This window comes from Cellulomonas sp. URHD0024, from assembly GCF_000426185.1.
GTDB lineage: Bacteria > Actinomycetota > Actinomycetes > Actinomycetales > Cellulomonadaceae > Cellulomonas.
Genome location: NZ_AUEW01000001.1, coordinates 683,637 through 708,200, shown reverse-complemented (window position 1 = coordinate 708,200; position 24,564 = coordinate 683,637). Strand labels below are relative to the sequence as shown.

Here is a 24,564-nt window from a genome sequence, read left to right as displayed (position 1 = left end):
AGGGTCTTTCGGCCCGGTTGGGCGGGGCTCCCTCAAACCTAGGGTCGAACTACCGACCTCAAGAGGAGCACAGATGTCGACCAGCACAGTGCCCACCACCGACCACAGCGCACGCGACCGCGAGCCTGGGTGGGCAGGATTCGAACCGGGTCCGTGGACGGACCGCATCGACGTCCGGGACTTCATCCAGCGGAACTACACGCCCTATGAGGGCGACGCGCAGTTCCTCGCCGGACCGACCGCCCGCACCACGGGGCTCTGGGCGCGGTTGAGCGAGATGTTCCCCGCCGAGCGCGAGCGCGGCGTCTACGACATCGACCCGCACACGCCGTCCACGATCACCTCCCACGCCCCGGGCTACATCGACGAGGAGAACGAGCTCGTCGTCGGGCTGCAGACCGACGCGCCCCTGAAGCGCGCGATCATGCCGAACGGCGGCTACCGGATGGTGGAGAAGTCGCTCGAGACGTACGGCTACGACGCCGACCCGGTGGTCGGCGCTGTCTTCGGGACGTACCGCAAGACGCACAACGACGGCGTCTTCGACGTCTACCCGCCCGACGTCCGCGCGGCGCGCTCGTCGCACCTGATCACGGGTCTGCCCGACGCGTACGGTCGCGGACGCATCATCGGCGACTACCGTCGCGTGCCCCTCTACGGCGTGAACGCGCTCATCGCAGCGAAGCGTGAGGACCGGGCCGCGCTCGACGCCCGCCGGTCGACGGAGGACGTCATCCGGGCCCGCGAGGAGAACTCCGAGCAGATCCGCGCGCTCAACGAGCTCAAGACCATGGCGGCGTCGTACGGCTACGACATCTCGGCGCCTGCGACCACGGGCCGCGAGGCCGTGCAGTGGCTGTACTTCGCCTACCTCGGCGCCGTCAAGGAGCAGAACGGCGCCGCGATGTCGCTGGGTCGCACCTCGACGTTCCTCGACATCTACCTGCAGCGCGACATCGAAGCGGGGGTCCTGACCGAGGAGCAGGTCCAGGAGCTCGTCGACGACTTCGTCATCAAGCTGCGGATCGTGCGCTTCCTGCGCACCCCGGAGTACGACGAGCTGTTCTCGGGCGACCCCACGTGGGTGACCGAGACGATCGGCGGGATCGGTCAGGACGGCCGACCGCTGGTCACCCGCACGTCGTTCCGCTACCTCCAGACGCTCTACAACCTGGGCCCGGCGCCCGAGCCGAACCTGACCGTGTTCTGGAGCGACAAGCTGCCGCTCGGCTTCAAGCGGTTCTGCGCGCAGGTCTCGATCGACACGTCTGCCGTCCAGTACGAGTCCGACGAGCTCATCCGGAGCGCCTGGGGCGACGACGCCGCGATCGCGTGCTGCGTCTCGCCGATGCGCGTCGGCAAGCAGATGCAGTTCTTCGGCGCTCGCGTGAACCTGGCCAAGGCGCTCCTGTACGCCATCAACGGCGGTCGCGACGAGATCACCGGCCGCCAGGTCGCACCGGTCAGCGACCCCGTGGTCGGGGACGTGCTCGACTACGACGACGTGATGGCCAAGTTCGACAGGACGATGGACTGGCTCGCCCAGACGTACATGGACGCACTGAACTGCGTGCACTACATGCACGACAAGTACGCGTACGAGCGGCTCGAGATGGCGCTGCACGACGCGGACATCCTGCGGACCATGGCCTGCGGTATCGCCGGCCTGTCGGTCGTCGCGGACTCGCTCGCCGCCATCAAGTACGCCGCGGTGCACCCGGTGCGCGTGCCTGGTGGGCTGGTCACGGACTACGTCGTGGACGGGGAGTTCCCCACGTACGGCAACGACGACGACCGTGCCGACGCGATCGCGGTCGGGCTCGTCGAGACGTTCATGGACAAGCTGCGCCTGCTGTCCCCCTACCGCCAGGCCGTCCCGACCCAGTCGGTCCTGACGATCACGTCGAACGTGGTGTACGGGAAGTCGACGGGGTCGACGCCCGACGGCCGGCCCGCCGGAGCACCCTTCGCGCCCGGGGCCAACCCGATGAACGGGCGGGACTCCCACGGGATGCTGGCGTCCGCGCTGTCGGTGGCCAAGATCCCGTACGCGCAGGCTCAGGACGGCATCTCGTTGACCTCGACCGTGCTGCCCGCAGGACTGGGTCGTACGCCCGACGAGCGGGTCGGCAACCTCGTGGGTCTGCTCGACGCCTACGTGCTGTCCGACGGGTTCCACATGAATGTCAACGTCCTCAACCGCGAGACCCTCGAGGACGCGATGGAGCACCCGGAGAACTACCCCCAGCTGACCATCCGCGTGTCGGGCTACGCCGTGAACTTCGTGCGGCTGACCCGTGAGCAGCAGCTCGACGTGCTCTCCAGGACGTTCCACGGCTCGGTATGACCTCCACCCTGCCCTCCAGGGAACCGACGGTGAGCCTGGGACTCCCACGCGCGCACGCCGGTACGGCAGGCCTGGCCGAGATCGATGTCGACCGCAGCACGCGGTTGACATCGATCCGGACAGGCGAGCTCGGGTCGGTGCACTCGTGGGAGCTGGTGACGGCGGTCGACGGCCCGGGGACCCGGATGACGGTGTTCCTGGCCGGCTGCCCGCTGCGCTGCCTCTACTGCCACAACCCCGACACCATGGAGATGCGTCGCGGGACGGACGTGACCGCGGACGAGATCCTCGGACGGCTGAGCCGGTACCGGACCGTGCTGACCGCGACGGGTGGTGGGCTGACCGTCTCCGGCGGGGAGCCCCTCATGCAGCCGGCCTTCACGGCGCGGCTGCTCCGGGGCGCCAAGGCGCTGGACCTGCACACGGCTCTCGACTCCTCGGGGTTCCTCGGCAGGCACTGCACGGACGAGATGCTCGACGACCTCGACCTGGTCCTGCTGGACGTGAAGTCGGGGCTGCCTGACACCTACCGTCGCGCGACGGGCCGCGAGCTGGAGCCGACCCTCGAGTTCGGGCGCCGGCTGAACGACCGCGGCATCGCGATCTGGGTGCGCTTCGTCATGGTGCCGGGTCTGACGGACGCACCGTCGAACGTCGCGGCCGCCGCCGACGAGATCGTCGCCTTCGGTGGTGCCGAGCGCGTCGAGGTGCTGCCGTTCCACCAGATGGGTCGCGACAAGTGGGCGGAGCTGGGACTCGAGTACCAGCTCGAGGACACGGTTCCGCCGACGGCCGAGGCGCTCGAGGAGGTCCGCGCGACCTTCCGCTCGCGGGGTCTGACGGTCTACTGACCTCGGGACCACTACCGTGGGCCCAGCAGACACTCGCAGACGAGATCGACCGGGCGCCGTCGGTTCCGTCGTACCCTCGGCGTCCGAAGGTGGGCACATGACCGGCACGTCCCCTGCCCGCCCGCCGGCGATGAGTGACGTCGCCGCCCTCGCTGGGGTCTCGCACCAGACGGTCTCGCGCGTGCTCAACGACCATCCCAGCGTCCGCCCGGCCACTCGCGAGCGGGTCAACGACGCGATCGCCCGGCTCGGCTACCGTCGCAACAGCGCCGCCCGCGCCCTGGTCACCCGGCGGTCGGGCGTGCTCGGGGTGGTGACGCCGGCGACGGCGCTCTACGGGCCGACGAGCACGCTGGTCGGGTTGGAGGAGGCCGCGCGCGAGGTCGGCTGGTACGTCTCGGTCGCGACGATCCGTACGTTCGACGGTGAGTCCATGCACGCCGCGATCGAGCACTTCCTCGGGCACGGGGTGGACGGCATCGCGATCATCGCGCCGACCACGGAGGTCGCCCAGGCGATCGCCTCGATCGACCTGCCCGTCCCCGTCGTGCTCATCTCGTCGGCCTCGGACCTGCCGGCCGAGACCTACCTGCACGCGGTCGGTGTGGACCAACGCCACGGTGCGCGCCTGGCCACCCAGCACCTGCTCGACCAGGGGCACACGTCGGTGCTGCACGTGGCCGGGCCGCAGGACTGGTTCGACGCCCAGGACCGGCTCGCGGGCTGGCGCGAGATCAGTGGGCCCGGTGCACCGGAGCACATCGAGGCCGCGTGGGACGCCGCAGACGGGTACGAGCTCGGACGCCGACTCGCGCGCGAGGGTCTGCCGTCGGCGATCTTCGCAGCGAACGACCAGCTCGCCCTCGGCCTGCTGCACGCGTTCTGGGAGGCCGGCGTGCGCGTGCCCTCGGACGTCGCGCTCGTGGGGTTCGACGACGAGGTCGGCGCCGCGCACTACACGCCGCCGCTGACGACCGTCCGACAGGACTTCGGGGCTCTGGGCCGGTTGGCCGTCTCGTCTCTGCAGGCCGCGTTCGCGGGGGAGTCGACGCTCCACCAGCGCATCCCTGCGGAGCTCGTCGTCCGCGCCAGCTCCATCCGGCCGGCCTGACCGCCGCACGACGAGCCTTCCCGACGACGCCCGCGCACGAGCCCGGCGTCTGGGCGGAGCGCCGCTGCGTCGACCTAGCGCCGCTTGGGACCCGTGGGGACTCACGGGACTGGTGAGGTACCTCATGTGCCCCACTGGTCGCTCCTGTCCCAGGAGCCGCTAGGTCGGAGCAACGCCCGCGCAGGATCGAGTCCGAATCGAGATCAAGCGTTCTGGACAACACGGTGAATGTTAGCGTTAACATTCAACCGGCCGCTGGCGTCCGCCGCGGTCCCGTGCAGAGAGGCAGGCGGCGTGATGACGATCGACCACCACGTGGCCATCGCGAGCGGTCGGACCACGCTCGGCATCGAGCTCGGCTCCACACGGATCAAGGCGGTTCTCGTCGGTCCGGACCACGCACCGCTCGCGAGCGGCAGCCACGACTGGGAGAACCAGTTCGTCGACAGGGTCTGGACCTACTCTCTGGATGCCGTCTGGACCGGCCTGCAGGAATGCGTCGCCGCACTGTTCGCCGACGTGGAGGAGCGCTACGGGCTGCGCGCGACGACCGTCGGCGCGATCGGCGTCTCCGCGATGATGCACGGCTACCTGCCCTTCGACGAGGCGGGCTCGCTCCTGGTCCCTTTCCGGACGTGGCGCAACACGAGCACGGGGCCGGCCGCTGCAGAGCTGAGCGAGCTGTTCGGCTACAACATCCCGCTGCGCTGGTCCGTCGCGCACCTGCGCCAGGCGACGCTCGACGGTGAGCCGCACGTGCCGCAGGTGCGGTTCCTGACGACGCTGGCGGGCTACGTGCACTGGCAGCTGACCGGCCGCAAGGTGCTCGGCATCGGCGACGCGTCCGGCATGTTCCCCGTCGACCCGGAGACGAAGAGCTACGACGCGCGGATGCTGGCGGCGTACCCCGGGCCGGACATCGAGCCGCTGCTGCCCGAGATCCTGCTCGCCGGACAGGACGCGGGGTCCTTGAGCCAGGAGGGCGCCGCGCTCCTCGACCCCACCGGCACGCTGCAGGCCGGCATCCCGCTGTGCCCACCGGAGGGCGACGCCGGCACCGGGATGGTCGCGACCAACGCCGTCGCACCGCGCACGGGCAATGTCAGCGTCGGGACCAGCATCTTCGCCATGGTCGTGCTCGAGAAGCCGCTGACGAGCGTCCACCACGAGCTCGACCTGGTGACGACCCCGGCAGGCGACCTGGTGGCGATGGTGCACTGCAACAACGGCGCGAGCGAGCTGGGGGCGTGGGCCGAGGTCTTCGGTCAGTTCGCCACGGCGCTGGGGCAGCCGGCACCCTCCGACGTCGTGTTCGGCGTGCTGCTCCAGCAGGCCCTTGCGGGCGAGGCGGACGGTGGCGGTCTGCTGGCCTACAACTACCTGTCCGGTGAGCCGATCACCGGGTTGTCCGAGGGGCGTCCGCTGGTCGTGCGGACGCCGGACAGCCGACTGACGCTCGCCAACTTCGTGCGCGCCCAGGTCTACGGCGCGTTCGGCACCCTGAGCCTGGGGATGCGGGTCCTGGCGTCCGAGGGCGTCGAGCTCGACGCGATGTACGCCCACGGCGGGCTGTTCCGGACGGCGGGGGTGGCACAGCGGCTGCTGGCGGCGGCCGTCGGTGCGCCGGTGACCGTCGGCCGGACCGCGGGCGAGGGCGGTGCGTGGGGGATTGCGGTGCTGGCCGCCTACCTCGGCGCGGCCGCCGAGCAGGACCTGAGCACCTACCTGAGCGACCGCGTCTTCGGCGACGCGGTCGCGGTGACGGAGGTGCCCGACGACGGCGACGTGCACGGCTTCGACATCTTCCTCGAGCGCTACAGCGCGGGTCTCGCCGTCGAGCGCGCCGCGGTGGAGGTGATCTAGGCGATGTCATCGGAAGCCGGCATGACGACATACCCACGCCAGGTGCTCGAGCAGGTCGCCCGCACGCGAGAGGCGGTCGCGCAGCTGCACGCCGAGCTCCCGCGCTGGGGTCTGGTCGTGTGGACGGCCGGCAACGTGTCGCAGCGCGTGCTGGTCGACCCGGCGTCCGGGCCCGGCGTCGACGACCTGTTCGTCATCAAGCCCTCGGGGGTCACGTACGACGAGCTGACCCCCGAGTCGATGGTCGTCTGCGACCTCGACGGCGCTCTCGTGGACGGCGACCGCGCGCCCTCGTCGGACACTGCGGCGCATGCCTACGTGTACCGGCACATGCCGACGGTCGGTGGTGTCGTGCACACCCACTCGACCTACGCCACGGCCTGGGCGGCACGCGCGGAACCGATCCCGTGCGTTCTCACGATGATGGCCGACGAGTTCGGCGGCGACGTCCCGGTGGGTCCGTTCGCCCTGATCGGCGACGACTCGATCGGGCGCGGGATCGTCGAGACCCTGCGCGGATCGCGCAGCCCGGCGGTCCTCATGCGCAACCACGGACCGTTCACGATCGGTCGGGACGCCCGCGCCGCCGTCAAGGCCGCCGTGATGGTCGAAGAGGTGGCGCGAACCGTTCACGTCGCGCGCCAGCTCGGCCCGACCGCCCCGATCGCCCCCGCAGACATCGACTCGCTGTACGCCCGCTACCAGCACGTGTACGGACAAGCACCAACGGAGGATCGTTCATGACGAAGCCGTACGCCGACCGCGAGATCTGGTTCCTCACCGGGAGCCAGGGACTCTACGGCGAGCAGACCCTGCAGCAGGTCGCGGAGCAGTCTCAGGAGATCGCTCGCGCGCTCGGTGGCGAGCTGCCGGCGACACTCGTCTGGAAGCCCGTGCTGACCACCTCCGACGCCATCCGTCGGGTCGCGCTCGAGGCCAACGCGGACGATGCCGTGATCGGTGTCGTCGCGTGGATGCACACGTTCTCGCCCGCCAAGATGTGGATCGCCGGGCTCGACGTGCTACGCACGCCGCTGCTGCACCTGCACACGCAGGCGAACGTCGAGCTGCCGTGGGCGACCATCGACTTCGACTTCATGAACCTCAACCAGGCGGCCCACGGCGACCGGGAGTTCGGCTACCTCGCGACGCGGCTCGGCATCGCACGCAAGACCGTCGCCGGCCACGTGAGCAACCCGACCGTCACGTCCTCGATCGCCACCTGGGTACGGGCGTGCGCAGGCTGGGCGGCGACGCACGACCTGCGTCTGGCCCGGTTCGGCGACAACATGCGCAACGTCGCGGTGACCGAGGGCGACAAGACCGAGGCGGAGCTGCGGTTCGGGGTGTCGGTGAACACGTGGGGCGTGAACGACCTCGTCGCGGCCGTCGACGACGCACCCGAACCCGACGTCGACAAGCTCGTCGCGGAGTACGAGGACGTCTACGACGTCGTCCCGGAGCTGCGGCACGGGGGAGACCGGCACGAGGCGCTGCGATACGCCGCCCGCCAGGAGGTCGCGCTGCGTACCCTGCTCGGCTCGCTCGGCTCCATGGCTTTCACGACGAACTTCGAGGACCTCGGCGCCCTGCGTCAGCTGCCCGGGCTCGCCGTGCAGCGACTCATGGCGGACGGCTACGGGTTCGGTGCCGAAGGCGACTGGAAGACCGCGATCCTCGTGCGCGCCGCCAAGGTGATGGGCGCCGGCCTCCCCGGCGGTGCGTCGCTGATGGAGGACTACACCTACGACCTGACGCCGGGGTCCGAGCTGATCCTGGGCGCGCACATGCTGGAGATCTGCCCGACGCTCACGACGAGCCGGCCGAGCCTCGAGATCCATCCGCTGGGCATCGGCGGCAAGGACGATCCCGTGCGGCTCGTCTTCGACGCCGATCCCGGCGTGGGCGTCGTCGTCTCGCTGGCGGACCTGCGCGACCGGTTCCGCCTCACGGCCAACGTCGTGGACGTCGTCGCCCCGTCGGCGCCCCTGCCCCACCTGCCCGTCGCCCGCGCCGTCTGGGAGCCCCGTCCCGACTTCCGGACGTCGGCCGAGGCCTGGCTGACGGCGGGGGGAGCGCACCACACGGTCCTGACGACCGCCGTCGGCGTCGAGGTCTTCGAGGACTTCGCCGAGATCGCCGGCACCGAGCTGCTGGTCATCGACGAGAGCACGAGCCGTCGGGGGTTCAAGGACCAGGTCCGGTGGAACCAGGTGTTCTACCGGGTTGCCCAAGGACTGTGACACCGGCCGTGAAAAACGTGATCAGAACGCAACCAGAGAGGGAGGCGCCCGGCTCAATGTGAGCGCTAACATTCAGGAGTCGAACACGTTGCCGACCGGCCCTCGCCGGACGCAGCGGCGCTCGCGGATCCCGTGCCTGGGGTCTGCGGCGCGGACCGGCCGGCGTGGGCCGGAGCCGCGTGCCAGCCATTCTCAAGGAGGAGAATCAGATGCTCAGCAAGAAGTTCAGGACCAGTGCGGTCATCGCCGGAGTCGCTTCGCTTGCACTCGGTCTCGCGGCATGCGCAGGCAGCAGCGACGACAGTGGTGACGGCGCGAGCGGTGACACCACCGCCGCGGCCGGGGGCGGCGGTGGCGACGCGATCGTCGTCGGCTTCAGCCAGGTCGGCTCGGAGAGCGGCTGGCGTGCCGCGAACACCAAGTCCATCCAGGACACGCTGACGGCCGACAACGGGTTCGACCTGAAGTTCTCCGACGCACAGCAGAAGCAGGAGAACCAGATCCAGGCGATCCGGTCCTACATCGCGCAGGGTGTCGACTACATCGCGTTCTCGCCGGTGGTCGAGTCCGGCTGGGACGGCGTGCTCGAGGAGGCCAAGACGGCCGGCATCCCCGTGATCCTGACCGACCGTGCGGTCGACTCCAAGGACACGTCGCTCTACAAGACCTTCATCGGGTCGGACTTCGTCAAGGAGGGTCAGCGGATCGGCGAGTACGTCTCCGACACCTTCGGCACCGAGCCGATCAACGTCGTCGAGCTCGAGGGCACGACCGGCTCGGCGCCGGCGAACGACCGCAAGTCCGGCTTCGCCGATGCGATCAAGGGCAACCCGAACGTCAAGGTGATCGCGTCCGAGACGGGCAACTTCACCCGCGCCGAGGGCAAGACGGTCATGGAGGGCTTCCTCCAGGCCTACCCGGACATCGACGTGGTGTACGCGCACAACGACGACATGGGGCTCGGCGCCATCGAGGCCATCGAGGCCGCCGGCAAGGTGCCCGGCAAGGACATCAAGATCGTCTCCATCGACGGCGTCAAGGACGGCATGACCGCCCTGTCCCAGGGCAAGATCAACTACATCGTCGAGTGCAACCCGCTGCTCGGCCCGGACCTTGCCAAGATCATCAAGACCCTGAACGACGGTGGCACCGTGGAGCCGCGGATCGTCACGCAGGACGACGCGTTCAACCAGGAGCAGGCCACGGCCGCGCTGCCCGACCGGCAGTACTGACCGACGAGCGTCCTGCCGCTCCCCGGGGCAGACTGCCCCGGGGAGCGGTTCCTCCTACCGGCCACCGAACGAGGTCGGCTCGGACGAAAGGTCGATGATGACCACCACCGATATGTCGTCGGGTGCCGCCGACGAACAGCTCGTCCCTCCGATCGTCGTGATGACGGGGATCACCCTCAGCTTTCCGGGCGTCAAGGCGCTCGACGGCGTCGACTTCCGTCTCTTCCCGGGCGAGGTGCACTCGCTCATGGGCGAGAACGGAGCCGGGAAGTCGACCCTCATCAAGGCCCTGACCGGCGTGTACGCGATCGACGCCGGCCGCATCGTCGTGGACGGTGAGGAGCGGTCGTTCTCCGGGCCCGCCCAGGCGCAGGAGGTCGGGATCAGCACGGTCTACCAAGAGGTCAACCTCTGCGACAACCTGTCCGTGGCCGAGAACATCATGCTCGGCCACGAGGTGCGCCGAGCGGGGATGATCGACTGGCCGACGACGCGCCGAGAGGCCCGCGAGCACCTGCGGACCCTCAACCTCGACATCGACCCGAGGTCGCCGCTGGCCTCGCACTCGCTCGCCGTGCAGCAGCTGGTGGCGATCTCGCGGGCGATGGTCGTGGACGCCCGGGTGCTGGTCCTCGACGAACCGACGTCCAGCCTGGACGCCGACGAGGTGGCGCGGCTCTTCGACGTGGTCCGCGCGCTGCGCGACCGCGGCGTCGCGATCCTGTTCGTCTCGCACTTCCTCGACCAGGTCTACGCGATCAGCGACCGGCTGACGGTCCTGCGCAACGGCTCTCTGGTCGGCGAGTACCGTCCGTCCGAGCTGCCCCGCGTCGAGCTGGTGCAGAAGATGATCGGCCGGGAGCTCGCCGTCCTCGAGCAGCTGGAGGAGGCGCCCAAGCGCTCCGTCGCCGAACGGTCCGACACCGCGCCCTTGGTGCAGGCGATCGGGCTGGGCCGCAAGGGGTCGATCGAGCCGTTCGACCTGGACGTGTACTCGGGCGAGGTCGTCGGCCTCGCCGGTCTGCTGGGCTCGGGGCGCACCGAGCTCGCACGCCTGCTGTACGGCGCCGACCGGGCCGACCGGGGAGAGATCCGCGTGCAGGGGGAGCCGACCAGGCTCCGCACCCCCCGGTCCGCGCTGGCGCGCGGGATCGTCTACTCCTCGGAGAGCCGCAAGACCGAGGGCATCGTCGGTGACCTGACCGTCCGCGAGAACATCACGCTCGGCCTGCAAGCCGAGCGTGGCTGGCTCCGGCGCGTGTCGCGGCGCAAGACCGACGAGGTCGTGGACGGGTACATCAAGGCGCTGGGCATCCGTCCGGCGAACCCCGACGCCCTCGCGGGCAACCTCTCCGGGGGCAACCAGCAGAAGGTCCTGCTCGCGCGGTGGCTGGCCACCCAGCCCAGGCTGCTGATCCTCGACGAGCCCACCCGCGGCATCGACGTGGGCGCGAAGGCCGAGATCCAGCGTCTCGTCGCGGAGCTCGCCTCCGAGGGCATGGCCGTCGTGTTCATCTCGGCCGAGCTGGAGGAGGTACTGCGGTTGTCCCACCGGATAGCCGTCCTGCGCGACCGCCGCAAGGTGGCCGAGATCGTCAACGACGACGACGTGACCACCGACGACGTCGTCCACCTGATCGCGAGTGGAGGTTCCGAGGCATGAGCATCACCCGCCACCGTCTGTTCTGGCCTGTCGTCGCGCTCCTCGCCCTGCTGCTGGCCAGCGTGCTCAAGTCGCACACGTTCCTCGACATCGAGGTGCGTGACGGTCACCTCTTCGGCGGACCGATCGACGTCATCCGTCGCACCAGCGTGCTCCTGCTCGTCGCGCTCGGCATGACCCTGGTGATCGCGACCCGCGGCATCGACCTCTCGGTCGGCGCCGTCATGGCGATCGCTGGAGCCGTCGCGCTGACCCAGATCGCCTCGTCCCCGGACCCCGGCTCGGTCGCCACGGTGGCCGCAGCGATGGGTACCGCGCTGCTGATCTGCCTGGTCATCGGGGTCTGGAACGGCTTCCTCATCGCCGTGGTGGGCATCCAACCGATCATCGCGACCCTGGTCCTCATGACCGCCGGCCGTGGCATCGCGATGCTCATCACCGGCGGCCAGATCACGACGGTCACCAGCGCGCCCTACAAGTCCCTCGCATCGGGGTACACCCTCGGGTTGCCCAACGCGGCGCTGATCGCGGGATTCTTCTTCCTGGTCACCGCCCTGGTGACGCGGCGCACCGCCCTCGGGGTGCTCATCGAGGCGGTCGGCATCAACCCGTCGGCCAGCCGGCTCGCCGGCGTGCGGGCGCGGACGATCATCTGGACCGTCTACATCCTGTGCGCACTCTTCGCGTGCATCGCGGGCTTCATCAAGAGTGCGGACACGATGGCGGCCGACGCGAACAACGCCGGCCTGTTCATCGAGCTCGACGCCATCCTCGCGGTGGTGATCGGAGGTACGTCGCTCGCGGGTGGCAAGTTCTCCCTCGCAGGCACGCTCGTCGGCGCCCTCGTGATCACGACGCTCACCCTCGCCATCACGATCCTCGGCATCCCGGCCAACGCCGTGTCGCTGTTCAAGGCGCTCGTCGTGATCGTCGTCTGCCTGCTGCAGTCGCCCAAGGTGCGGAACAGCTCGTGGGGTCGACGTCGACCAGCCGTCGCCCCCGTCCCTGCGTCCGTGGAGGTCTCGGCCTGATGGCGACCGACCAGCTCACCTCGCGGACAGTCTCCGACTCCTCGACGACGGCCACCCGCCGCAGGTTCCGGATCGACGACCGCTACATCCCCGTGCTCGGCACCGTCATCGTGCTCATCGCGATGCTCGCCATCGGCGGGCACCTCTACGAGAACTTCCTCACGGGCCGCGTCATGGCCAACGTGCTCATCAACAACGGGTTCCTCGTCGTGCTCGCCGTGGGCATGACGTTCGTGATCCTCACGGGCGGCATCGACCTGTCGGTCGGCGCGGTGCTCGCCCTGTCCACCTGCGTCTCGGCGTGGATGTTCACGCACGGGTGGAGCGCTGCCTTCACGATCCCCGTGGCGGTCCTGGTGGGCACGCTCATCGGGTTGGCCGTCGGCCTGATGGTCCACGTCTTCGAGATACAACCGTTCATCGCGACGCTGGCGGCGATGTTCCTCGCCCGGGGCCTGTGCTACATCGTCGCGCCGGAGTCGATCCCCATCGCGGACCCGGTGATCGTCTCCCTCTCGACCACGCGATGGCCGGTCTACGGGACGTTCGTCCTCACTCCGAGCGGCGTCATCTCGCTCGCCGTCGTGGTGATCGCGTTCGTCACGCTGCACTACACACGGTTCGGTCGCACGGTCTACGCGATCGGCGGCAGCGAGCAGTCGGCCCGTCTCATGGGGCTGCCGGTCGCACGCACGAAGGTCCTCGTCTACGTCATCAGCGGGACGTGCGCGGGCATCGGTGGTCTCCTCTTCGCCGTGTTCTCGCGGTCCGGCTACTCGCTGACGGGCGTGGGCATGGAGCTGGACGCCATCGCCGCCGTGGTCATCGGCGGAACGCTGCTGACCGGCGGCAGCGGCTTCGTGCTGGGGTCCGTGCTCGGCGTCGTGGTGCTCGGGCTGATCCAGACGATCATCACGTTCCAGGGCACCCTCAGCTCCTGGTGGACCAAGATCTTCATCGGCGCACTGCTGCTGGTGTTCGTCGTCCTGCAGCGGCTCCTGGCGATCCGGAGGCGTTAGCGGCGGGGGACCGTGGACCCTCGGATGACGAGCCGACCCTCGACGTACTCGGTCCCGGAGCCGAGCTCGACGGCGTCCAGCGCGGCGAACACGCGCTGGGCTGCCGTGCGTCCGAGGTGCTTGAGGTTGGCGTCGATGCTGGTGAGCTCCGGCCGCGCGTTGGTGGTCAGCACCTCCCAGTTGTCGAAGCCCATGACGGCCAGGTCGTCGGGGACGGTCCGGTGCAGGTCGCGCGCGGTGTCCAGGACGCCGCGCGCGATCTGGTCGGAGCCGCAGAGCACGGCGTCGACCTCGGGGTGCTGGGCGAGCAGCATGGCGGCCGCGTCGCGACCCCAGCGCTCGGACCACTCGCTGTACATCACGTCACCGACGAGCTCCAGGTCGGCGTCCTCCAGGGCGGCCAGCACGCCCTGCGCGCGGTCGCGCGCGGCGGCGTACGCGTGCTCGCCCGTGATGTGCGCGATCCTGGTGCGCCCGCACGACACCAGGTGCTCGACGGCCATCCGCCCTGCGTGCACGTTGTCCGGCGTGATCGACAGGTCCGACGGGTCGTCCGACGGTGCGTAGGCGTAGACGACCGGCACCGGGATGTCGTGGCCGAGGGAGGGCCGGGGATCGGTCTGCCTGCCGACGACGATCAGACCGTCGACCCGACGGGTCAGCAAGGCTTTCAGGTGGTACTGCTCGCGGATCGTGTCGCCGCGCGCGTCGCAGAGGAACACGTTGACCTGCCCGGCGCCGAACGCGTCCTCGGCGCCCATCAGGATGGGGATGACGAAGCGACCTTCGAGGTCGCTGGTCAGCAGGCCGACGGTCCCGGTACGGCCCGCCAGCAGGCTCCGGGCGATCGGGTTCGGGCTGAACGACAGCTGCTCGGCGGCGTCCACCACGCGCTGCCGCGTCGAGTCCTTGACCTGGTCACGGCCGTTGAGCGCCTTCGAGGCGGTCGCCAGGGAGACGCCCGCCAGCCGGGCGACGTCGGAGAGCGTGACCGCTCGTGCGGGCGGTGTGCGTGCCACGGGACCCCCTCCACCTGTCGCCGACGAGGGTTGCCTCGTCGCGTCGTGATCGAACTGTAACCGCACCAGATGGTTGACGCGCTACCCCTGGCCGATCTATCTTCAGAAAACCTTTTCGGTGAGTTTCGGAAATGCGTCCTCCCAGGTACTCGAGGCCATCGCGCTTCAAGTACGCACCATCACCGATAGGGCGTTTTCGCCCATGAACCCCGGAGTGCCGCCGCAGACGGCACCCGCTCGACGAAGAGCACGAGGAGACAGCATGAGGATCACCCGAACCCGGACGACGGGTCGAGGCCTGCTCGCCGGGTTGGTCACGGCCGGCCTGCTGGTCGGTCTGGCGGCCTGCACGAGTGCGAAGGACGACACGAGCTCGGGCGGCGCGAGCGCCGCCGTGACGGCCGGCACCGACGGGACGGACGACGGCAGCAAGCTCACCCTGTGGACGCGCGCGCCGCTGGAGAAGCAGGCCAAGCTCCTGGTGGCTGCGTACAACTCGTCGCACAAGAACCAGGTCGAGCTCACGGTGGTACCGAACGACGACTACGTGGCGAAGGTCGGCGCAGCCGCCGGGTCCGGGGACCTGCCCGACCTGTTCGCCGCCGACATCGTCTACGTGCCCAACTGGGTCAAGCAGGGCCTGTTCCAGGACCTCACCGCCCAGATCGACGCGCTGAGCTACAAGGACGCCATCAACAAGGGCCACCTCGCCGCGGGCACCCAGGACGGCAAGGAGCACGTCCTGCCGTTCGTTCTCGACCTGTCGATGCTCTTCTGGAACAAGGACCTGTACAAGGAAGCCGGCCTCGACCCCGAGAAGGGTCCGGCCAACCTCACCGAGTACGTCGCCAACGCCAAGGCGATCCAGGCGCTCAACAAGCCGGACACCTACGGCACGGCCACGGGCCTGAACTGCGGCGGCTGCCTCGTCTTCACCTGGTTCCCCTCGGTCTGGGCCGACGGTGACGAGGTGATGAACCCCGAGGGCACCGAGTCGCTGCTCAACAGCGACACCGCGAAGAGCGTCTACTCCGCCTGGAAGGACATGTGGGATGCGGGCGCCGTGCTCCCGTCGTCCAAGGACGAGGCTGGCCCCACCTGGACCGCCGGGTTCACCTCGGGCAAGGTCGGCGAGATGCTCTACCCGGCCACGCTGCTCTCGTCGACCACCGGCTTCGACGTCGGCGTCGCGGGGATCCCCGGACCCAAGGGCGGCGCGTCGACGTTCGTCGGAGGCGACGGGATCGGCGTCTCCAAGGACTCGACCAAGGCGTCGCAGGCGTGGAACTTCCTGTCCTGGATGATGTCGGAGGACGCCCAGGTCGAGGTGCTCGCCAAGGACAACGACGTCGTCTCGCGCAGCGACCTGGCGGACAACGCCTACGCCAAGAAGGACCCCCGACTGGTGACGATCAACACCGTGGCCGGCCAGGGCGACACCCCGGTGTCGCTGAACTTCCAGCAGGCGTTCAACGCCCCGGACAGCCCCTGGCTGACGCTCGTGCGCAACGCCGTCCTCGGTGACGGCAGCTCGGTCGACCCGGACAACGACGCGATCACCTCGGTGCTCGGCCAGTAGTCCTTGCCGCTGCTCCGCCGGTGGGTGCCGAAGGCACACGGCACCCACGGGCGGAGCGGGTCCGACCGACCGACGAGAGGTGCACCATGTCGATCCAGACCGCCCGGCTCACCGCAGCCACGACGAACCGCCGGGCCAACCGCGCCGGCCTCCGGGGCTGGGCCTACGCGGCGCCCACTGCCCTGTTCGTGATCGTCCTGTTCGTCATCCCCTTGATCCTCGTCTTCCGCATGAGCGCGTCGCAGTGGCCGCTCCTCGCCGGGGACCAGGGCATCAACTTCCCGGACAACTTCACGAACGCCGTGGACAACCGCTTCTTCTGGGCGTCCATCCGGTTCACGCTGAAGTACACGGTGCTCGCCACCATCCTGCTGATCTCGATCGGGCTCGGCCTCGCGCTCCTGGTGCAGGAGTCGTCGCGCTGGAAGGGGTTCCTGCGCACCGCGTTCCTCGTCCCCAGCGCCCTCGGTCTCGCCTCGGCGTCGTTGCTGTTCTACGTCCTCTACTCGCCGCTCGCCGGCCCGTTCGCGCCGATCATGAACCACTTCGGCTGGTCGTTCCTCGGCTCACCGAACGCCGCGCTGGCCTCGACGCTGTTCCTCGTCGTCTGGCGGTTCGCCGGGTTCTACATGCTGCTCATGCTCGTCGGGCTGCAGGCCATCCCGGGGGAGCTGTACGAGGCGGCCCGGATGGACGGCGCCGGTGTCTGGCGGACCTTCCGGGACATCACGATCCCGCTGCTCAAGCCGACGATCGCGCTCACGACGATCTTGTGCGTGACCGGTTCGCTGCTGGCGTTCGAGCAGTTCTACATCCTGACCAAGGGCGGACCCGACAACAGCACCATCACGGTCGTCCAGCTCATCTACTCGGTCGCGTTCCAGGGCCAGAACGACCTGGGCGTCGCCGCGGCGATCTCGGTCATCGTGCTGGCCGCCCTCGTGATCATCAACGTCGTCCAGCTGCGGGCCTTCCGCGGCTCGGGCGAGAACTGAGGCGACCATGACCTCGACGACCGAGCGCCCGACGGTGGCTCCGGCCCGCCCGGCCGCGCCGACCACCCGGATCGGCGGCGTCGCGATGCGCACGCCGTTCTGGGTGTTCTCCGGCGCCCTCGCGATCATCTTCCTGTACCCGTTGGTGTGGACGTCCGTCGCCTCGGTGTCGCCTCACCCAGGGACCGGACAGGTCGACGGCTGGGGCTTCGGGAACTACGTCACGCTCGCGCACTACCAGGCCGGCATCTGGCAGTACCTGGCGAACTCCGTGTTCATGTCCGGGCTGTGCGTGGTGCTCACGCTCGTCATCTCGACGCTCGGCGGGTACGCCTTCGCACGGTTCAAGTTCCCCGGCCGGAACCTGCTCTTCATGCTCACGCTGGCGATCCTGATGGTCCCGTACGCGTCGCTCCTGATCCCTCTCTACGTGCTGCTCAACAAGGTGGGTCTCTCGAACTCGCTCGTCGGGGTCGCGCTGGTGCTCACCATGTTCCAGCTGCCGTTCTCGACGTTCATGATGCGGATCTCGTTCGAGTCCGTCCCGCGCGAGCTCGACGAGGCGGCCCTGGTCGACGGCTGCTCGTCGTTCTCGGCCCTGTGGCGGGTGCTGCTCCCGGCCGTGCGGCCCGGCCTGATCACCGTCGGGCTGTTCGCGTTCCTCGCGGCCTGGAACGACTTCTTCGCCCCGCTGATCCTCATCAACGACACGAACAAGATGACGCTGCCGCTCGCCGTCTCGAACCTGCGGGTCCAGGTCCAGGGCGTCATCGACTACGGCGCGACCGAGGCCGGGGTGGTCGTGCTGGCGGTGCCCTGCATCGTGCTCTTCCTCATGCTCCAACGACACTACGTACGCGGCTTCATGTCGGGTGCGCTCAAGGGATGACCATGACCACCACGACGACGACCGCCGCCACGCCGGTCGCCCCCTCCCGCGGCGCCCTGCGCCCGCTGGGGCTCGGCGAGATCGAGATCACGGGAGGCTTCTGGGCGGAGCGGCAAGCGGTCAACGCGACCAGGACCCTCGCGCACATCGAGCACTGGTTGGAGCGGGAAGGCTGGATCGGGAACTTCGACGCCGCAGCGGCCGGCACGCTCGGCGCACGAACCGGACGCGAGTTCTCGGACTCCGAGGTGTACAAGCTCCTCGAGGCGATGGCCTGGGAGATCGGCCGGAGCAACGACGCCGACCTCGACCGGCGGTACACGGCCCTGGTGCACAGGGTGTCGCTCGCCCAGGAACCTGACGGGTACCTCAACACGGCCTTCGGACGTCCGGGGCAGGGCGATCGGTACAGCGATCTCGAGTGGGGTCACGAGCTGTACTGCTACGGGCACCTCTTCCAGGCTGCCGTGGCCCGGCTACGGACCCGCCCGTCGGCCGACGACGGCCTGGTCGACGTCGCGCGTCGTGCGGCCGACCACGTGGTGGCCGTCTTCGGTCCCGACGGGCGGGTCGCGGTCTGCGGGCACGCGGAGATCGAGCCGGCGCTCGCCGAGCTGGGCCGGGCGACGGGGGAGTCGCGGTACGTCGAGCAGGCGGCACTGTTCGTCGCGCGGCGCGGCACGGGCACGCTGGGCGACATCGAGTACGGTCGCGGCTACTACCAGGACGACGTCCCGGTCCGTGAGGCAACGGTGCTGCGCGGTCACGCCGTCCGCGCCAACTACCTCGCTGCGGGCGCCGTCGACGTCGCCGTCGAGACCGACGACTCCGAGCTCCTCACCGCGCTGACCACGCAGTGGGAGAACACGGTCGCGCGCCGTACGTACATCACGGGCGGGCAGGGGTCGCACCACCTGGACGAGTCGTTCGGAGAGGACTTCGTGCTGCCCCCGGACCGCGCCTACTCCGAGACCTGCGCGGGCGTCGGGTCGATCATGTTCTCGTGGCGGCTGCTGCTCGCCCAGGGGCTCTCCCGGTACGCCGACCTGATCGAGCGGACGCTGTACAACGTGGTGGCGACGTCACCCTCGCACGACGGCACGTCCTTCTACTACACCAACACGTTGCACCAGCGGCGCCCGGGAACCGTTCCTGCCACCGACGTCGCCGTCCCGCGGGCGTCGTCGTCCATGCGCGCGCCGTGGTTCGCGGTGTCGTGCTGCCCGCCCAACGTCGCACGCACGCTCGCCAGCCTGGCGTCGTACGTCGCGACGACGGACGACGACGGCCTGCAGCTCCACCAGTACGCGCCCGCGCGCATCCGCACGGTCCTACCGAACGGTCGCCCGATCGCTGTCGACGTCGAGACGGGGTACCCGCACGACGGGGTGGTCCGGGTGACGGTGGTCGACTCCGACGACGAGCCATGGACCCTGCGGATGCGAGTACCGTCCTGGGCGGCCGGCGCCACGCTGCGCACTCCTGACGGCGTACGGCCGGTGCCCGTGGGGTCGGTGTCGGTGCGTCGGACCTTCGCGGCCGGCGACGTCGTGGAGCTGATGCTCCCGGTCGGGCCGCGGCTGTCCGTAGCCGACCCACGCATCGACGCGGTGCGAGGGTGCGTCGCGGTCGAGAGCGGCCCGCTCGTCCTGGCCGTGGAGTCCGTCGACCTCGGCGAGTCGGGCGTCTCCGCCGACGTCGCCGACGTGCGGCTGGACGCGGCGGTCCCGCTGCACGTGGTCGACGGGCGGGTCGTGGCCACGCTCGGGCTCGAACGGTCGACGGACGAGCCGTGGCCCTACGCTCTGCACGAGGCGGCCACCTCGGGCGCGACCGCGGAGGTGCCGCTCGTCGAGTACCACGACTGGGCGAACCGGGGACCGTCGACCATGCGGGTCTGGATACCGCTGGTCTGAGACAGGACGGGCGGCGGCCGGGTGCCGACCGCCGCCCGTCGTCTCACACGGTCGGAACGTTGGCGACGCCGTCCGGCAGCAGGCGTCGGCCCAGCACGCGCTCCGAGTAGCCGGTGCGGTCCAGGTACGGCGTGAGACCGCCCAGGTGGAAGCCCCAGCCGGCGCCCAGGATCATGCAGAGGTCGATCTGCTGGGGCGCGGAGACGACGCCCTCGGCGAGCATGTGACCGACCTCGACGGTCAGTGCGGTCAGCACGCTGCTGCGTACCCCGGCCTCGTCGAGCGGTGTCCCGACCGCCTGTTCCGTGAACGCCGCCTGGATCGCCGGGTCGACCGGCTTGGGCAGCCCCTTGGCCGGTGCCGGCAGGACGATGCGCGTACCGTCCGCGACGAGCTTCTCGAGGCCGGGGGAGCGCGGGAACCGGTCACCCAGGTCCTCGCGCAGCGACGTCAGCACGTGCAGCCCGACGGCGGGCCCGACGAGGTCGAACAGCTCGAACGGCGGCATGGGCAGCCCGAGGGGCCGCAGCGCACGGTCCGCCACCTCGACCGGGGTTCCGTGCTCGACCGCGTCGACGATGACCCCGAGGAGCAGGACGAGCAGGCGGTTGACGACGAAGCCGGGCCGGTCCACCACCAGAACGGCCGTCTTGCGCAGCTTGGCGGCGACGGCGAACCCGGTGGCGAGCGCCTCGAGCGACGTGTGCTCGGCCTGCACGACCTCCACCAGCGGCATCGCTGCGACGGGGTTGAAGAAGTGCAGCCCGACGACGCGCTCGGGGTGCTGCAGGTCCGCGGCCATCGCGCTGACGGACAGTGCGCTGGTGTTCGTCGCCAGGATCGCCGTGGGGGCGATGACGGTCTCCAGCTCGGCGAACACCCGCTTCTTCAGGTCGAGGATCTCGGTGACCGCCTCGATGACGAGATCGCACGACGCGAACTCCGCGAGATCGGTGGTGCCGTGGATCGAACCCAGCAGCCGGGCGCCCGCCGCCTGCCCCATCCGACCGGTCGAGGTGAGCCGGTCCACCGTCGCCTTGACGGCAGCAAGGCCCTTGTCGACACGCTCCTGGTCGAGGTCGCGCATGACGACCGGGACGCCGAGCCGCTGCGCGAACAGGGTCGCGATCTGCGCGGCCATGAGTCCGGCACCGACGATGCCCACGCGCGTCACGGGCTGTGCGAGCGAGCGGTCGGGTGCGCCGGCGGGCCGCTTTCCCGCGGACACCAGCCCGAACGCGTACACGCTGGCGCGCATCTCGTCGCTCATGATCAGGTCGGCGAGTGCCTCGTCCTCCGCCGCGAACGCGTCCGTGCGAGAAGCGTCGCGAGCCTCCGCGACGAGATCCAGGGCGCGGCCGGGTGCAGGGCGCGAACCCGCGACGACGGCGTCGAGCCGTTGACGCGCGACGGCGACGGCGCCGTCCCACAGGGGCGCCGGGTCGAGGGGACGTCGCTCGACGGCAATCTCCCCGGACACCACGCGGGCCGCCCACCGGATGGACTCCTCGAGGAAGTCGGCCGGGTCGAGGACGACGTCCACCAGACCGATCGACGCCGCCTCGTCTGCCGCGTACGGCTTGTTCGTGGCAGGCCGCGTCAGCACGACGTCGAGCGCCTTCTCGATGCCCACCAGGCGCGGCACGAGGTAGGCGCCGCCCCAGCCGGGTACGAGCCCGAGGCCCGCTTCGGGCAGCGCGAGCGCGCGCACGTCGGACGCTGCGGTGCGGTAGTCGCAGTTGAGGGCGAGCTCGAGCCCGCCGCCGAGAGCGACGCCGTTCACGAACGCGAACGTGGGGACGCCCATGCTGTGCAGCAGCTCGTAGGCGGCGTGCCCGGCACGGGCGAACGCCAGCGCGGTCGGGCGGTCCGTGATGCTCCCGACCTGCGTGAGGTCGGCGCCGGCGACGAAGAAGTACGGCTTGCCCGTCACTGCGACCGCGACGATCTCGCCGGCGGCGGCGCGGGCCTGGAGGCCCGTGAGGGTTGCCGTGAGCTCGGCGATGCCCAGCGGTCCGAGGGTCGTCGGCTTGGTGTGGTCGAGGCCGTTGTCCAGGGTGACCAGGGCGAGGGTGCCCCCGCCGCCGGGCAGGCGGATGTCCCGGGCGTGGGCGTGGGTGACGCGCTCGGCACGTCGCTCGGCGGTGGGCGTGCTCACAGGGCGCTCCCCTCAGAAGCGTCGGAGGACTCGTAGTCGGTGTGGTTCGGGTTCTCCCAGACGACGGTTCCACCCTGGCCGAGGCCGACGCACATCGTCGTGAGGCCGTACCGGACCTCGGGGTGGTCGGCGAACTGCCGGGCCAGCTGGAGCATGAGGCGGACGCCCGACGACGCCAGCGGGTGACCGACCGCGATCGCGCCGCCGTACTGGTTCACCCGCGGGTCGTCGTCGGCGATGCCGAACGCGTCGAGGAACGACAGCACCTGCACCGCGAACGCCTCGTTGATCTCGAACAGGCCGATGTCGTCGATCGTCAGCCCGGCACGCTGCAGGGCCTTGGTGGTGGCCGGCACCGGACCGATGCCCATGATCGACGGCTCCACACCCGCGTACGCGAACGAGACCATCCGCATCCGGGCCGGCAGGCCGAGCTCGGATGCGGTGTCCTCGGCGGCGAGCAGGCAGGACGCGGCGCCGTCGGTCAGCGGAGCGGCCGTCCCGGCGGTGACGCGGCCACCGGGCCGGAACGGGGTGGGCAGCGCCCGGATCGCCTCGACGGTGGTGCCGGGACGCGGCGGTTCGTCGGCGGTCGCCAGACCCCAGCCGTTCTCCGGGTCGCGCAGGGCCACGGGGACGAGGTCGGGGTCGATCTTCCCGGCGGCCAGCGCCGCCGCGTACTTGGCCTGGCTGGCGGCGCCGAACGCGTCTGCACGCTCGCGCGTCAGTGCGGGGAAGGTGTCGTGCAGGTTCTCGGCCGTCACGCCCATGTTGAGCGCGTCGTTCTCGACGAGCCGCTCGGACAGGAACCTGGGGTTCGGGTCGGCGTCGAAGCCCATCGGGTGGTGGCCCATGTGCTCGACGCCACCGGCGAGCGCGACGTCCTGGGCGCCCACACCGATCGCGGCTGCCGTGCTGGTCACCGCGGTCATCGCGCCCGCGCACATGCGGTCGATGGCGTAGCCGGGGACCGATCGTGGCAGGCCGGCCAGCACACCGACCGTGCGACCCAGGGTCAACCCCTGGTCGCCCTGCTGCGTGGTGGCCGCGATGGCGACCTCGTCCACCCGCTCCGGCGGGAGCGACGGGTGCCGGCGCAGCAGCTCGCGGATGGTCTTGACCGACAGGTCGTCGGCGCGGGTGTTCGCGTACAGGCCGTCCTTGCGTGCCCGACCGAACGGGGTGCGTACCCCGTCGACGAACACGACGCGACGGACACGCGGAGCGGGGGTGGGCATCCAGGCCTCCAAGGCGGGACGACGGTGTCCGGCGGGCACGCGACTGCGAGCCCGCGACGGTTCGACGCTACCCGGGTGCCCCGAGCGGCGCGAGCCGTAAGTTACCGAACAGTAACAGCGCGCCTCAGAGGGTCGCGAACGCCTCCGCCAACCGGGGTCCGACGAGCGCGACCTGCCACGGGCGGGCGCCACCGGCACGCAGGAACGTGGCGATCCCGTCGACGTCCAGGGTGGCGGGCGGGGTCCAGCACAGCCGCCGGAGCAGGTCCGGCTGCAAGAGGTTCTCCGCGGGCACCGACCACTGCGCGGACAAGGTGGCCACGGCCTCACGAGCCGCACCCAGACGAGCCGCAGCACCCGGATCCTTCTCCGCCCATGCGCGGGGCGGCGGTGGGGCATCGCTCTTGGGTCCGCGCACCGAGGGCAGGTGACTGTCAGGCTCGGCGAGGGCGCGGTCGATCGCCTGCTGCCAGAGGGTGGCGCGTCGACGTGTGCCCTTCCCGGCGAAGGCCGGGAGGGCGGTCAGCTGCGCGACGGACACCGGCAGTGCCTGTGCGGCCGCGACGATCGCATGGTCGGGCAGGACGCGGCCGGGGGAGATGTCGCGCTCACGAGCGTTCTGGTCGCGGGTCAGCCACAGCTCGCGCACGACGGCCAACCGCCGCGCGTCGCGGATCGCGTGCAGGCCAGAGACCCGACGCCACGGCTCGACCCGCGGGGGAGGCGGCGGCGCGGTGCGCACCGCCTCGAACTCCTGGGCGGCCCACTCCGCCTTCCCGGCCACGGCCAGCCTCTCGGCCAGGATCTCGCGCAGCTCGATCAGGACCTCGACGTCGAGCGCCGCGTACCGCAGCCACTCGGTGGGCAGTGGGCGGGTGGACCAGTCGACCGCGGAGTGCTCCTTGGCGAGCCCGAGTCCGAGCGCATCTGCGACGACCGCGGCGAGCCCGACCCGCTCCATCCCGAGCAGTCGCGCGCCGAGCTCGGTGTCGAACACCCGGCTGGGCACCATCCCCTGCTCGACCAGGCCGGGCAGGTCCTGGGACGCCGCGTGCAGCACCCACTCGACGCCCACGAGCGCCTGGGAGAGCGAGGAGAGGTCGGGGACCGCGATCGGGTCGATCAGTGCGGTCCCGGCCCCCTCGCGCCGGATCTGGACGAGGTAGGTGCGCTGGCCGTAGCGGTAGCCGGACGCGCGCTCGGCGTCCACGGCCACCGGGCCGGTACCGGCACCGAACGCGGCGACGACGGCGGCCAGGGCTTCGGGCGTCTCGACGACGGGCGGGATCCCCTCGGCCGGCTCGGAGAGCATGACGATCTCGGGGCCGCTCGTTGCGGCGTCATCGGGCACGACACCGAGCGGCTCGGACCCCCCGGCCGGCAGCTCGGGGGTCACCTCAGGTCGCATGA

18 protein-coding genes are annotated in these 24,564 nt (G+C 70.4%); 14 read left to right on the top strand and 4 right to left on the bottom strand.

Going from position 1 to position 24,564, the window contains the following annotated elements; all coding sequences use genetic code 11:
- The first annotated feature begins 73 nt into the window (after positions 1-73).
- The 10 genes from pflB (at position 74) to yjfF (ending at position 13,360) form a co-directional block, all read left to right on the top strand.
- Complete coding sequence (gene pflB, locus I847_RS0103350; protein WP_028048555.1) at positions 74-2,347, top strand: formate C-acetyltransferase; 2,274 nt, start codon at positions 74-76, stop codon at positions 2,345-2,347.
- The gene (gene pflA, locus I847_RS0103345; protein WP_028048554.1) at positions 2,344-3,198 is read left to right on the top strand and encodes a pyruvate formate-lyase-activating protein; all 855 of its coding nucleotides are present in this window, start codon (positions 2,344-2,346) and stop codon (positions 3,196-3,198) included. The genes pflB and pflA overlap by 4 nt, the downstream gene beginning before the upstream one ends.
- Positions 3,199-3,295: 97 nt before the next feature.
- On the top strand, positions 3,296-4,309 hold the full coding sequence (locus tag I847_RS0103340) for a LacI family DNA-binding transcriptional regulator (protein ID WP_028048553.1): 1,014 nt from the start codon (positions 3,296-3,298) through the stop codon (positions 4,307-4,309).
- Between the two features lie 297 nt (positions 4,310-4,606).
- Positions 4,607-6,172: a xylulokinase gene (locus I847_RS0103335; protein WP_028048552.1), complete on the top strand. Its 1,566-nt coding sequence runs from the start codon at positions 4,607-4,609 to the stop codon at positions 6,170-6,172.
- Positions 6,173-6,193: 21 nt separating this feature from the next.
- On the top strand, positions 6,194-6,916 hold the full coding sequence (locus I847_RS0103330; protein WP_028048551.1) for an L-ribulose-5-phosphate 4-epimerase: 723 nt from the start codon (positions 6,194-6,196) through the stop codon (positions 6,914-6,916).
- Positions 6,913-8,415 (top strand): L-arabinose isomerase, encoded by a 1,503-nt coding sequence (gene araA / locus I847_RS0103325; RefSeq protein ID WP_028048550.1) that lies wholly within the window; start codon positions 6,913-6,915, stop codon positions 8,413-8,415. The genes I847_RS0103330 and araA overlap by 4 nt, the downstream gene beginning before the upstream one ends.
- Before the next feature lie 209 nt (positions 8,416-8,624).
- Positions 8,625-9,647 carry an ABC transporter substrate-binding protein gene (locus tag I847_RS0103320; RefSeq protein WP_028048549.1) on the top strand — a complete coding sequence of 341 codons (1,023 nt, stop codon included), beginning with the start codon at positions 8,625-8,627 and terminating at the stop codon, positions 9,645-9,647.
- A gap of 97 nt (positions 9,648-9,744) precedes the next feature.
- On the top strand, positions 9,745-11,310 hold the full coding sequence (locus I847_RS0103315) for a sugar ABC transporter ATP-binding protein (RefSeq protein WP_034609131.1): 1,566 nt from the start codon (positions 9,745-9,747) through the stop codon (positions 11,308-11,310).
- Positions 11,307-12,341 (top strand): ABC transporter permease, encoded by a 1,035-nt coding sequence (locus tag I847_RS0103310; protein ID WP_034608790.1) that lies wholly within the window; start codon positions 11,307-11,309, stop codon positions 12,339-12,341. The genes I847_RS0103315 and I847_RS0103310 overlap by 4 nt, the downstream gene beginning before the upstream one ends.
- Positions 12,341-13,360 (top strand): galactofuranose ABC transporter, permease protein YjfF, encoded by a 1,020-nt coding sequence (gene yjfF, locus I847_RS0103305; RefSeq protein ID WP_028048546.1) that lies wholly within the window; start codon positions 12,341-12,343, stop codon positions 13,358-13,360. Before I847_RS0103310 ends, yjfF begins: the two co-directional genes overlap by 1 nt.
- Here the strand turns inward: yjfF and I847_RS0103300 are convergent.
- Entirely contained in the window at positions 13,357-14,379 is a 1,023-nt protein-coding gene (locus I847_RS0103300) for a LacI family DNA-binding transcriptional regulator (RefSeq protein WP_028048545.1), read from the bottom strand. The genes yjfF and I847_RS0103300 overlap by 4 nt on opposite strands.
- A 262-nt stretch (positions 14,380-14,641) precedes the next feature.
- Between I847_RS0103300 and I847_RS0103295 the strand changes: the two genes are divergently transcribed.
- The 4 genes from I847_RS0103295 (at position 14,642) to I847_RS0103280 (ending at position 19,758) form a co-directional block, all read left to right on the top strand.
- Positions 14,642-15,958 (top strand): sugar ABC transporter substrate-binding protein, encoded by a 1,317-nt coding sequence (locus I847_RS0103295; protein ID WP_028048544.1) that lies wholly within the window; start codon positions 14,642-14,644, stop codon positions 15,956-15,958.
- 86 nt (positions 15,959-16,044) lie between these two features.
- The gene (locus I847_RS21705) at positions 16,045-16,953 is read left to right on the top strand and encodes a carbohydrate ABC transporter permease (RefSeq protein WP_034608788.1); all 909 of its coding nucleotides are present in this window, start codon (positions 16,045-16,047) and stop codon (positions 16,951-16,953) included.
- 7 nt (positions 16,954-16,960) lie between these two features.
- Positions 16,961-17,842 carry a carbohydrate ABC transporter permease gene (locus I847_RS0103285; protein ID WP_028048543.1) on the top strand — a complete coding sequence of 294 codons (882 nt, stop codon included), beginning with the start codon at positions 16,961-16,963 and terminating at the stop codon, positions 17,840-17,842.
- Positions 17,839-19,758: a glycoside hydrolase family 127 protein gene (locus I847_RS0103280; protein ID WP_028048542.1), complete on the top strand. Its 1,920-nt coding sequence runs from the start codon at positions 17,839-17,841 to the stop codon at positions 19,756-19,758. The genes I847_RS0103285 and I847_RS0103280 overlap by 4 nt, the downstream gene beginning before the upstream one ends.
- Before the next feature lie 43 nt (positions 19,759-19,801).
- On the opposite strand, the gene I847_RS0103275 is transcribed toward I847_RS0103280, so the two are convergent.
- From I847_RS0103275 to I847_RS0103265, 3 genes are all read right to left on the bottom strand, one after another.
- The gene (locus I847_RS0103275; protein WP_028048541.1) at positions 19,802-21,916 is read right to left on the bottom strand and encodes a 3-hydroxyacyl-CoA dehydrogenase NAD-binding domain-containing protein; all 2,115 of its coding nucleotides are present in this window, start codon (positions 21,914-21,916) and stop codon (positions 19,802-19,804) included.
- Positions 21,913-23,154 carry a thiolase family protein gene (locus I847_RS0103270; protein WP_028048540.1) on the bottom strand — a complete coding sequence of 414 codons (1,242 nt, stop codon included), beginning with the start codon at positions 23,152-23,154 and terminating at the stop codon, positions 21,913-21,915. The genes I847_RS0103275 and I847_RS0103270 overlap by 4 nt, the downstream gene beginning before the upstream one ends.
- 124 nt (positions 23,155-23,278) lie before the next feature.
- A complete protein-coding gene (locus tag I847_RS0103265; protein ID WP_081680382.1) occupies positions 23,279-24,562 on the bottom strand; it encodes an HRDC domain-containing protein in 1,284 nt (427 codons plus the stop codon).
- Positions 24,563-24,564: the final 2 nt, after the last annotated feature.

Bases quoted from the DNA above. Each gene is read 5' to 3' on its own strand.
- I847_RS0103315 (WP_034609131.1), top strand. From the start codon at position 9,745: ATGACCACCACCGATATGTCGTCGGGTGCCGCCGACGAACAGCTCGTC.
- pflA (WP_028048554.1), top strand. From the start codon at position 2,344: ATGACCTCCACCCTGCCCTCCAGGGAACCGACGGTGAGCCTGGGACTC.
- I847_RS0103340 (WP_028048553.1), top strand. From the start codon at position 3,296: ATGACCGGCACGTCCCCTGCCCGCCCGCCGGCGATGAGTGACGTCGCC.
- I847_RS0103265 (WP_081680382.1), bottom strand. From the start codon at position 24,562: ATGCGACCTGAGGTGACCCCCGAGCTGCCGGCCGGGGGGTCCGAGCCG.
- I847_RS0103330 (WP_028048551.1), top strand. From the start codon at position 6,194: ATGACGACATACCCACGCCAGGTGCTCGAGCAGGTCGCCCGCACGCGA.
- I847_RS0103295 (WP_028048544.1), top strand. From the start codon at position 14,642: ATGAGGATCACCCGAACCCGGACGACGGGTCGAGGCCTGCTCGCCGGG.
- I847_RS0103270 (WP_028048540.1), bottom strand. From the start codon at position 23,154: ATGCCCACCCCCGCTCCGCGTGTCCGTCGCGTCGTGTTCGTCGACGGG.
- I847_RS0103285 (WP_028048543.1), top strand. From the start codon at position 16,961: ATGACCTCGACGACCGAGCGCCCGACGGTGGCTCCGGCCCGCCCGGCC.
- pflB (WP_028048555.1), top strand. From the start codon at position 74: ATGTCGACCAGCACAGTGCCCACCACCGACCACAGCGCACGCGACCGC.
- I847_RS0103320 (WP_028048549.1), top strand. From the start codon at position 8,625: ATGCTCAGCAAGAAGTTCAGGACCAGTGCGGTCATCGCCGGAGTCGCT.
- araA (WP_028048550.1), top strand. From the start codon at position 6,913: ATGACGAAGCCGTACGCCGACCGCGAGATCTGGTTCCTCACCGGGAGC.
- I847_RS21705 (WP_034608788.1), top strand. From the start codon at position 16,045: ATGTCGATCCAGACCGCCCGGCTCACCGCAGCCACGACGAACCGCCGG.
- I847_RS0103335 (WP_028048552.1), top strand. From the start codon at position 4,607: ATGACGATCGACCACCACGTGGCCATCGCGAGCGGTCGGACCACGCTC.
- yjfF (WP_028048546.1), top strand. From the start codon at position 12,341: ATGGCGACCGACCAGCTCACCTCGCGGACAGTCTCCGACTCCTCGACG.
- I847_RS0103310 (WP_034608790.1), top strand. From the start codon at position 11,307: ATGAGCATCACCCGCCACCGTCTGTTCTGGCCTGTCGTCGCGCTCCTC.
- I847_RS0103280 (WP_028048542.1), top strand. From the start codon at position 17,839: ATGACCATGACCACCACGACGACGACCGCCGCCACGCCGGTCGCCCCC.